Here is a 10,608-nt window from a genome sequence, read left to right on the forward strand (position 1 = left end):
CCCGCCCGGGGGGGGGGGGGGCACCTGCCGCCGGGGGTGGCGGGCGGAGCCGACCGCCGGGAGGGGGGAGAGAAAACTGCCGCCCGGGGGGGCGGGGGAAACCGCCCCCTCCGGGTGGCGAGCAAAAGCACCCCCCCCGGGGGGCGAGCGGAAACGAGGACAAAGGAAAAAAGCAACACCCGCCGCTCCAAGCAACGGTGACATCCTCCCCGTCGTAAACGACGGGGCTTCCCGTACCGCAGGTGGGATATTTGCCGGTCTACGACACGACCTGTTCTCTCGTGCGAAACGTCCCGCTCTCGCGGTCGAACAAGTATGTCGATGGCTGTGCCACACAGCCGTTACTCCTATCCTCTCCATGAGGACTTGGAGTTATCTTCTGACGCATATCCTCCGCCCCGTTGCAATCCGCATTCCCGACTAACCCGCACGACGAGCAGACGTACAGGCCACGTTCGACACGGTTCGACTTCGTGTCATCACCACACTTCGAGCAGTTTTTCGACGTATCCCACTCGTTCTCTTTCAGTACCTCGATGCTACGTATCTCTCCTTTATATTCGAGGTACTGGTAGATGCGGTCGAAGGCCCGTGTGGAGTTTCTTGTTGCCGGTCTTGCCCCAATCAGATTCGCGCACGTCTTCGGGCCAACTCACCGCGAGCGTGCCAACACCGCGTTCGACACACTCTGTGATGATGGCGTTCGTCAGTGTGTGGTAGAAGTGCGTCTCTCGGTCAGCGAGTTTCCGACGTGCCCACATCGACCTCTCGGACGGTCCGTTCTCACCCTCCGTGTCGTATTCAGCACGTTTGAAGTAGTGTTTGTCTTCTCTGAGCGAGTTGCCGGGGTAGAGAACATATTCATTGGGGAATGCGACCGTGGCGATGTTCTTGATACCGAGGTCGATTCCTGCTACTTCGTCACCTGCGGAATCGGTGGTTTCGAGTCTGACTTTGCAGACGAAGTGCAGTTCCCACTCGTCGCCGTTCCAGACGGCGCGAACGTTCTGTACCGACTCAACCTCTGAGAGGTCAACGTCCGGGCGAGTCTGATACTCGCAGAGCAGGAAGTCCGACCAGTACTCCTTGAGATTCTTCCCCTTGCTGAGTCGAACGCGGTTGTTCTCAGGGTCGTGTTTGAATCCGTCTTCTTTGAACGTGACCGTGGAACGCGGTCGAGTGTCGCCGTGTTTGCGGTAGCCGGGCGGATTCGCCTCGTCAAACTTGTGTCGCAGGTCGAACCATGACTGGAAAGCGTCGGAAAGTTCTTCGATGACTTCTTTCCAGCACGACTGGTTCTTCATATACGATTTCAGCACGCCCTCGTCTGGGATTTCGCCGGTTGCATTCCAGATGCGGTCGGCTGTCCATCGTGCGACGTCGTGAGACTACGTCTCACGGGCTATCAGACGCAGTCTGATAACGTTCCAGATTTTCGAGGCGGAGTCTCCGAGCGAGTCAAGGCCATCGCAGACCTGTCGGTGGTTCTGGATGGAACCAACGTAGGTACGAGTGACCTGAATCGCCAGACATAGCCTATGTAGACAAACTTACTCAAGAGTGTGGATTAGCGTGGAATATCCGGTCTGCCATCGACGGTGGATTGGGGAGGAGTTGTCGGATTCACTCCCGCCGTAAACGGCGGGATTCTCTCCTCGAAGAAAGATAGACAGCACTGCAAGCCGGGGAGAGCGTCGCCGCGTCCGGTACGCTGATACCGCACCCAGACAACCCCCCGATATGGACGCCCACGTTTCCCCGTCTCGGGTCAGCGGCCGAATCCGAGCGCCGCCGTCGAAGAGTTACACACACAGAGCCATCCTCGCAGCAGGCTACAGCGACGAGGCCGTCGTCCGCGACGCACTCGTCAGCGCCGACACGAAAGCCACCATGCGCGCAGTTCGAGCGTTCGGCGGAACCGTCGACCGCGACGGCCAGACGGTCGATGTCGTCGGATTCGACGGCCGCCCCGGAACGCCGGACGACGTGATCGACTGCGCGAACTCGGGAACGACAATGCGCCTCGTCACCGGTTGTGCCGCCCTCGGAGCCGACCTGACCGTCCTTACCGGCGACGAGTCGCTTCGGTCGCGCCCCCACGGTCCGCTTCTCACCGCCGTTTTCGACCTCGACGGCCGCGCGGAGAGCACGCGACGAAACGGACAAGCACCGCTCGTCGTCGGCGACGGGATGACCGGCGGCACGGTCGAAATCCCCGGCGACGTGTCGTCGCAGTTCATCACGGCGCTTCTCATGGCCGGCGCAGTCACCGATGTGGGAATCGACATCGACCTCACGACGGAACTCAAATCCTCGCCGTACGTCGATATCACGCTCGAACTGCTCTCCGACTTCGGCGTCGAAGCCACGCGAACCGAGGACGGCTTTTCGGTCCCCGGCGGGCAATCGTACCACCCGGTCGACGGCGAGTACAGCGTCCCCGGCGACTTCTCGTCTATCTCGTATCTCCTCGCCGCCGGCGCAGTCGCGGGCGCGGAGGGTACATCGGTCACCATCGAAGGCGCGCGCCCGTCGGCACAGGGTGACAGCGCCATCGTGGACATCGTCCGCGACATGGGTGCCGAAGTCGAGTGGGACGAAGACGCAGGCGAACTTACTGTCTCGCCGGCCGACCTCACGGGAACGACAGTCGACGTGGGCGATACGCCCGACCTGCTGCCGACTATCGCGGTACTCGGTGCTATCGCCGACGACGACACGGTCATCGAGAACTGCGAACACGTCCGCTACAAGGAGACCGACCGCGTGACCGCGATGGCCGAAGAACTCGCCAAGATGGGCGCGAATGTCACCGAACAACAGGACCGTCTCACGATTCACGGCGGCGAGACGGACCTCGTCGGCGCGGCAGTTGATGGCCGTGGTGACCACCGTATCGTGATGTCGCTTACCATTGCGGCCCTCGTCGCCAAAGGCGAGACAACCATCGCCGGGTCGGAACACGTCGACGTGTCGTTCCCGAACTTCTTCGAGACGATGCGCGACCTCGGCGTCGACGTACTCGAGAACTGAGCCGAACCAGACCTGAAGAAAACCCAACCGAGCAGAATATTTTTCCTACCGCCGTCCGGTGACTGTGCCATGCAGTTATCCGACCTGTCGGCACTGCGGAAGCGCCAGCAAGATGGGGACTACCTCCTCCCCGCGTATGAGGACTGGTGTTTCTCCCGGGTTCCGGGTACTATCGCCGACTTGCTTGGAGCCGACATCGGGCCACGACTCCCCGACGCGGCCACCGACGGGTACGGTGACGTATCTCGCGTCGTCGTCTTTCTCGTCGATGGGTTTGGCCTCGCCCAGTGGGACGGCGAGCGCGAGCGAGTCCCCTTCTTACGCCGGTTCGAGCGTGCCGGAACGGTGACGCCGCTCACGTCCGTCTACCCGTCGGAGACGGCCGCCGCGTTGAACACCTTCCATTCGGCGACCCTCCCCGCAGAGCACGGCGTCATCGGGTGGAACGTCTACGACCCTGATGCGGACGAGATGTTCGAGGCGCTTCCGTTCATCCGGAAGGACGGGTCGGAACCAGAACGAATCGACTTCGAGGACGTGGCCAACGCAGAGTCCATTTATCCGGAACTCTCGGCGGCGGGCGTCGAAACGCACCACGTGACGCCGTTCCCCTCCGAGTCCACGGTTCCGCACACCTACGACCCCGAAGACCTCTCGACGTTTCCCGACGCCTTTGCGGAGGCTGCCGAGGGTGCGACGGGCCCGTCGTACATCTTCGCGTACCTCCCGCAGACCGACGCCATCGGGCACGCCGAAGGCGTCGATTCCGACGCCTATCGAGAGACGGCGGACGAGACGTTCGCCCGTGTCTCCGGGGCCATCGACATGCTCGCGGAGACAACCGACGACGACGGAGAAACGCTCGTCTGCATCACCGCGGACCACGGTCTCATCGACACCGACCCGGACCGAAACGTCGATCTCTCGGCACCCCCGTTCGACCTCGTTTCGGACCTGAAGACCCTGACCGACGGGACGCCGATTCGGTTCGCTGGCAGTCCGCGAAACGTCCACCTGCACCTCGAACCGGAGCGAATCGACGAGGTGCACGACACGCTCACAGCGGAACTCGATGCGAGGGTGTTCCGGAAACAGGAGGTGTTAGACTCCGACCTCTTCGGCCCGAATCCCTCTGCGACCTTCGAACGCCGACTCGGCGACCTCGTCGTCGTCCACCAAGACCTCGGCGTCTGGTTCGGCGACGAGGAGGAAGCCGAACTCGGTCTCGTCGCCATGCACGGCGGCCTGCACCCCGACGAGATGCTGGTTCCGTTCGCCACGGCGACGCTCGATTCACTCCGCTGAGTTCGGTTCCTCGTCGGGTCCGCGTCCGGTCACGCCCGTCTCCTTCACGATTGCGTCGGTCCACCAGAGTTTGAGCACCATCACGCCGAGTGTTCCGAGCACGGTTCCGACCGGCTTACGGCGAATCGCTGAGGCGAACGCGTAGACGGTAACTGGGATGTTGAGGACGTTGAGAACGTTCGGGTAGTCGAGACTCATCGTTCCGTTTCCCTCGTCCAACCACTCGCGCTCGGCGAGAACGATGCGACTCAGGTAGTTGTCTGTGCGCTCGGGTCGCGGAAACAACACAGGGTTGACCGCGATGAACGCCACTGTCGCCGCGAAGAGTCGGCGGTTTCGCTTGTAGATGGCGTACATCAACACCGGATACACGAGGATTCGCGTCCCGCCGCTCCACGGGTTGGCGTGTCGCTCCCAGAACGTCGCTTCGAGGCGACTGCGGAGACTTCCGCGGGTTGTCGACCCCATACCGTTCGTTCGACGCCATCGGTTATGAACCTCCGCGAGGCGAAATCCCGCCTACGATTGCACCTTTCTACAAACACTAAATGCGCGGCCCCCCGAGGGTCGGGTAATGAACGGAAATGAATTCGGTCGCCTCTTTCGGGTGACCACCTACGGCGAGAGTCACGGCGACGCCATGGGCGTCACCATCTCGGGGTGCCCCGCGGGCGTGGAACTCTCCGTCGACGACGTACAGGCGGAACTGGACCGACGAAAGCCGGGCCAGTCGATGATTACCACGAGTCGCGGCGAACCGGACGCCGTGGTCATCAACTCGGGGACGCTAGACGGCTACACGACGGGCACGCCCATCGGAATGGTCGTACAGAACAAGGACGCCCGTTCCGGCAAATACGAACCCTACGTGACGGCCCCGCGGCCCTCGCACGGCGACTTCACTTACTCGGCGAAGTTCGGGACGCGTAACTGGGGCGGTGGCGGGCGCTCGTCCGCGCGCGAGACTGTGAACTGGGTCGCCGCGGGTGCCGTGGCGAAGCAGGTCCTCGAACAGAGCGAGTACGATATCGAGGTCAAGGCGCACGTGAACCAGATCGGCGACGTGGAAGCGCCGCCGGTCACGTTCGAGGAGATGCTCGAACACTCGGAGGAAAACGACGTTCGCTGCGCCCATCCCGAGACGGCCGAGAAGATGATGGAGGTCATCGAACAGTACCAGACGGAAGGCGACTCAATCGGCGGGTCAATCTACTTCGAGGCGCAGGGCGTCCCTCGCGGACTGGGCGCACCCCCGTTCGACTCGTTCTCCGCCCGCCTCGGACAGGCGGTGATGGCTGTCCCCGCGGCGCCAGCGCTCGAATTCGGGCTCGGCCGCGAGGCCCGTGAGTGGACCGGCTCGGACCGCAACGAAGACTGGGAGTTCGACGAGAACGACGACCCGCGCCCCGTCGGCAACAAACACGGCGGCATTCAGGGTGGTATCACCACCGGCCAACCCATCTACGGCGAGATGACGCTCCACGCGCCAACCTCGATTCCGAAGAAACAGCGGACCGTCGACTGGGAAACGGGCGAGGAAAAGGAGATTCAGGTTGTCGGCCGCCACGACCCGGTGTTACCCCCACGCGGTGTACCGGTCGTCGAGGCGATGCTGTACGCCACAATCCTCGACTTCATGCTCCTGTCGGGTCGTATCAACCCCGACCGCCTCGACGGACAGGTCGGTGAGTACGACACGCCGTATCATCCATCGAGTCCCGACAACGAGTAAATCACTCTATCCCGAGTTATCGTTCACCGTATACACTGATTCTGACTATCCGTTCGTCCATTTTTGGTTATGGGTAACATGCCCAATTTAACAATATTAAGTCCTTCATTATCTTTTCTTGTTAATCCATAGCAAAGTCTTTAATCAAACCCACCCCAACTTTTCAGATAGCGCCCCAGCGGGGCCGTGAGCTCAAAATATGACTGACCACGAACTTATCTGGCGTATCGCAGGGGGTTCCGGGGACGGTATCGCCTCGACCAGCCAGAACTTCGCTAAAGCCCTGATGCGAGCGGGGCTACACGTTTTCACGCATCGCCACTACCCGTCGCGCATCCGCGGTGGTCACACGTACACGGAAGTTCGTGTGAGTGCCGACCCCGTCAAATCGCGTGGTGACGGGTACAACTTCCTCCTCGCCCTCGGTGACTCCTTCGCACGCAACCCGAGCGAGGGTGCCTACTACGGCAACGAGGAAATCAAGCCGCTCTCGGAGAACCTCGACGAACTCGTCGAGGGTGGTGTCATCGTCTACGACTCTGGTCTTCTCGACGCCTCCGAGATTGAGGACTTCGACGAGCGCGTCGAAGAGAACGACTGGCACGTCTACGATATCGACCTGCGCACCATCGCCCGCGAACACGGTCGTGAGGTCATGCGCAACACCGCCGGTGTCGCCGTCACGTGCGCCATCGCAGACATCGAACCCGACGTCATCAAGAGTCTGATGTCGGATGCGATGCCGGACAAGATTCTCGAACCCAACCTCACCGTCTTCGACGACGCGTACGAGATGGTCCAAGAGGAGTTCGACGTCGAAGCGCCGGACATTCAGGCGCCGACCGGCGAACACGACGAAGAGCAGGTTCTTCTCTCCGGTTCCGACGCAATCGCGTACGGTGCCATCGACGAAGGCTGCCGCTTCATCGCGGGTTACCCGATGACTCCGTGGACGGAAGTCTTCACTATCATGACCCAGAACCTCCCCGAACTCGGCGGTATCTCCGAGCAGGTGGAGGACGAAATCGCCGCCGCTGCGCTGGCAATCGGTGCCTCGCACGCCGGTGCAAAGGCCATGTCCGGTTCGTCCGGTGGTGGCTTCTCGCTTATGTCCGAGCCGCTCGGTCTCGCAGAAATCACCGAGACGCCGCTCGTTCTCGTCGAGGCCATGCGTGCCGGTCCGTCGACCGGGATGCCAACCAAGCCCGAGCAGTCCGACCTTGAACACGTCCTGTACACGTCGCAGGGTGACTCCCACCGTGTCGTCTTCGCCCCCGGCAACGCAGCCGAGGCGTACTACCAGACGCGCAAGGCGTTCAAGCTCGCCTACGAGTACCAGATTCCGTCTATCGTCCTCTACGACCAGAAGCTCGGCGGCGAACTATCGAACGTCCCGGCTTCGGTCTTCGACGAGGAACCGAACGCCGACCTCGGCTCGGTCCTGACGGAAGCGGAACTCGAAGAGGCACCGCACGACGACGCCGGCAAGTACCAGCGCTTCCAGCACGACACCGAAAACGGTGTCTCGCCGCGCTCGCTGCCCGGACAGAAGGGCGGTCGCTACCTCGCCACGGGTAACGAACACATGCCCGCGGGTCACATCTCGGAATCTCCCGAGAACCGCGTCGCCCAGATGAATCGCCGCATGCAGAAGGTCGACTCCATCCGTGCCGAACTCAACGACGACAACGAGTTCAACACGGTCTACGGCGACGAAGACGCCGAAATCGGTCTCATAACCTTCGGTAGCCAGCAGGGTACCGTCGAAGAGGCCGCCGACGTTCTCAACGAGAACGGCCACTCGGTGAAAGTCTTCGGCGTCTCCGAAATGATGCCGTTCCCGAAACAGCAGGTCTCGGAATTCCTCGACAGCGTCGAGGAAGCGCTCGTCGTCGAGATGACGGCCTCCGCGCAGTTCCGCGGTCTCATCCAGAAGGAACTCGGCGGTTACGGCGACAAGATGTCGAGTCTCCTCAAGTACAACGGCAACCCGTTCGAGCCCGCCGACATCGTCGAGGGCTTCGAGACGGCGCTCCTCGAAGGCGAGGAGCTCCCAGACAACCGCACGAAGTTCGTCCCCAAGGTGGGTGAATAAATCATGAGTGCATTCAGCGCAATCGGTGAAGAAACGGAAGAGGACCAAAACGAGTTCACCCCTGGACTCGAACCCCAGCCGACGTGGTGTCCTGGCTGTGGTGACTTCGGTGTCCTGAAGGCTCTGAAGGGTGCGGCGGCCGAACTCGGCCTCTCGCCCGAAGAGATGATGGTCACGACCGGTATCGGATGTTCCGGGAAGCTCAACAGCTACTTCAACAGCTACGGCTTCCACACCATCCACGGTCGTTCGCTGCCTATCGCCCGCGCCGCAAAGCTGGCGAACCCCGGTCTGACCGTGGTCGCTGCTGGCGGTGACGGTGACGGCTACGGTATCGGTGGCAACCACTTCATGCACACCGCTCGTGAGAACCACGACATCACGTACATCGTGTTCAACAACGAGATTTTCGGCCTCACGAAGGGACAGACGTCCCCGACGTCGCCGATGGGCCACAAGTCGAAGACTCAGCCGCACGGTTCGGCCAAGACGCCGCTTCGACCGCTCTCGATGTCCCTGAACGCGGGTGCGTCGTACGTCGCCCGTACGGCCGCAGTCAACCCGAACCAGGCGAAGGACATCATCGTCGAAGCCATCCAGCACGACGGCTTCTCCCACGTCGACTTCCTGACGCAGTGTCCGACGTGGAACAAGGACGCACGCCAGTACGTCCCGTACATCGACATCAACGACTCTGACGACTACGAGTTCGACAAGACGAACCGCTCGGAAGCCTCCGAGATGATGTTCGAGACGGAGAACGCACTGCACGAGGGTACCGTCCTCACCGGCCGGTACTACGTCGACGAAGACCGTCCGTCCTACCAGCAGGAGAAAAAGCGCATCGGCGAGATGCCCGAAGAACCGCTCGCAGAGCGGTACTTCGACGACTCCTACGAGTGGGAGCGCTCCTTCGACAACTTCCTCGACAAGCACAAATAACGCCGACAGCCGATTCGTCGGCACCCGTTTTTTGACTTGGTTTACTACCAGGTTCGACGTGAAAGAGAACCGTTTTCTGATTCGCAAGATATTTTTCTCCCGTAGTAAAACCAACGGGCATGGAAACCACGTCCACGGAGGGACGCATCTTGGCAGTCTTGGAGGAAGACGCGAAGGCGTCGTACGCTGAGATTGCCGAGCGGGCGGGCGTGTCGAAGCCGACGGTCCGGAAATACATCCGCAAACTCGAAGACGACGGTGTCATCATCGGATACTCCGCCGATATCGACCCGAAGAAACTCGCAGGACAGTCGATTGCGATGGTCGGCATCGACGTTGCGAGCGAACGATACGTCGAAGCAACACGGACATTGAAGGAACTCGACGCTGTCGAAGCGCTGTACACCTCCTCTGGAGACCACATGCTGATGGCCGAGGTTCGCGCCGTCGACGGCGACTCCCTCGGTGACGTCATCTCCGATGGAATCCTCTCTATCAACGGCGTCGAAGCCGCACACCCGTCGTTCCTGCAGGAACGACTGAAATAAGCGCCGAACAACGAGTCGACTCTTCGTCCCTCCTGCGATTTACTTGCTATACGTTCACTCACCGAACATCTGTTCACCAGTCGTACGTCTACTCTACTTTCACCGTGCTATCTGAATTTACTTTCACCCCGCTATCTGAAGCTTCAGGTACGTCGCTCACGTACGCCCGATAATGGCGGAGGAAACACTGCCGGGTACGACGACCGACGAGCGTCCCGACAGAATCGTCCTCCACGTGGACATGGACTGTTTTTACGCCTCCTGTGAGCGCCTCCGCGAACCTGCTCTCGTTGGTGAACCGGTGGTCGTCGGGATGGGGTACGAACCGGGCGAGGGCCACGGGGCTGTCGCCACGGCGAGTTACGAAGCCCGGAAATTCGGCGTCGAAAGCGCCCAACCGATTTCCACGGCACTCGACCGGCTTCCCCGACTCGAAGATATCGCCCCGGACGACGACCCGGCAGAAGCGGGCTACTACCGCACCGTCGACATCGAGTTCTACAAGTCGGTCGCCGCGGAGGTCAAAGAGATTCTTCACGACTGCGCCGACGTGGTCCGCGAGGTGAGCATCGACGAGGCATATCTGGATGTGACAGACCGAACCGCGTGGGACCTCGCACCCTCGGACGACCGGACGCTGGCGGAGGGATACGCCCGATACGTAAAACAGCGAATCGCCCGCGAGGTCGGTGTTCCGGCCTCTATCGGCGTCGCACCCAACATGTCCACCGCGAAAATCGCCTCCGATTTCGACAAACCGGACGGCCTGGTGGTCGTCCGCCCCGGCGACGTTCGGTCGTTTCTCGAACCGCTCCCGGTCGAGGAAGTCCACGGCGTCGGTCCGGTTACGGCCCGTGAACTCGGGGCATTCGGTATCGAAACCGCGGGTGACCTCGCGGCGGCCGATGCATCGGGGCTCGAATCCAACTTCGGGGCTCGGGGGCGCGAACCCC

The 10,608-nt window shown here is 61.5% G+C and carries 8 protein-coding genes and 1 pseudogene; 7 read left to right on the forward strand and 2 right to left on the reverse strand.

Annotated elements, in window-relative coordinates; all coding sequences use genetic code 11:
* Positions 1-259: 259 nt before the first annotated feature.
* Positions 260-1,529, reverse strand: a pseudogene (locus tag QT222_RS13580) (RNA-guided endonuclease InsQ/TnpB family protein).
* Positions 1,530-1,740: 211 nt separating this feature from the next.
* On the opposite strand from QT222_RS13580, the gene aroA reads away from it, so the two are divergent.
* Together aroA and QT222_RS13590 are read left to right on the forward strand one after the other, a co-directional pair.
* Positions 1,741-3,033 carry a 3-phosphoshikimate 1-carboxyvinyltransferase gene (aroA, locus tag QT222_RS13585; protein ID WP_491477474.1) on the forward strand — a complete coding sequence of 431 codons (1,293 nt, stop codon included), beginning with the start codon at positions 1,741-1,743 and terminating at the stop codon, positions 3,031-3,033.
* A gap of 69 nt (positions 3,034-3,102) precedes the next feature.
* Positions 3,103-4,338, forward strand: coding sequence for an alkaline phosphatase family protein (locus QT222_RS13590; protein ID WP_491477475.1), 1,236 nt, complete (start codon positions 3,103-3,105; stop codon positions 4,336-4,338).
* On the opposite strand, the gene QT222_RS13595 is transcribed toward QT222_RS13590, so the two are convergent.
* On the reverse strand, positions 4,327-4,806 hold the full coding sequence (locus QT222_RS13595) for a DUF6653 family protein (protein WP_004057142.1): 480 nt from the start codon (positions 4,804-4,806) through the stop codon (positions 4,327-4,329). The two genes, QT222_RS13590 and QT222_RS13595, sit on opposite strands and share 12 nt — an antisense overlap.
* A gap of 106 nt (positions 4,807-4,912) precedes the next feature.
* Here QT222_RS13595 and aroC point away from each other — a divergent pair, with 106 nt between their 5' ends.
* The 5 genes from aroC to QT222_RS13620 all read left to right on the forward strand — a co-directional run.
* Positions 4,913-6,070: a chorismate synthase gene (gene aroC / locus QT222_RS13600; RefSeq protein WP_491477476.1), complete on the forward strand. Its 1,158-nt coding sequence runs from the start codon at positions 4,913-4,915 to the stop codon at positions 6,068-6,070.
* A gap of 199 nt (positions 6,071-6,269) precedes the next feature.
* Positions 6,270-8,165: a 2-oxoacid:acceptor oxidoreductase subunit alpha gene (locus tag QT222_RS13605; protein WP_004057146.1), complete on the forward strand. Its 1,896-nt coding sequence runs from the start codon at positions 6,270-6,272 to the stop codon at positions 8,163-8,165.
* 3 nt (positions 8,166-8,168) lie between these two features.
* Entirely contained in the window at positions 8,169-9,107 is a 939-nt protein-coding gene (locus QT222_RS13610; RefSeq protein ID WP_004057148.1) for a thiamine pyrophosphate-dependent enzyme, read from the forward strand.
* 119 nt (positions 9,108-9,226) lie between these two features.
* Positions 9,227-9,655 carry an HTH-type transcriptional regulator LrpA1 gene (gene lrpA1, locus QT222_RS13615; protein WP_004057150.1) on the forward strand — a complete coding sequence of 143 codons (429 nt, stop codon included), beginning with the start codon at positions 9,227-9,229 and terminating at the stop codon, positions 9,653-9,655.
* 172 nt (positions 9,656-9,827) lie between these two features.
* Positions 9,828-10,608 (forward strand): DNA polymerase Y family protein (locus tag QT222_RS13620; RefSeq protein WP_491477477.1); only part of this gene is annotated, 781 nt, incomplete at its 3' end.

It is taken from the genome of Haloferax sp. s1, from assembly GCF_058382125.1.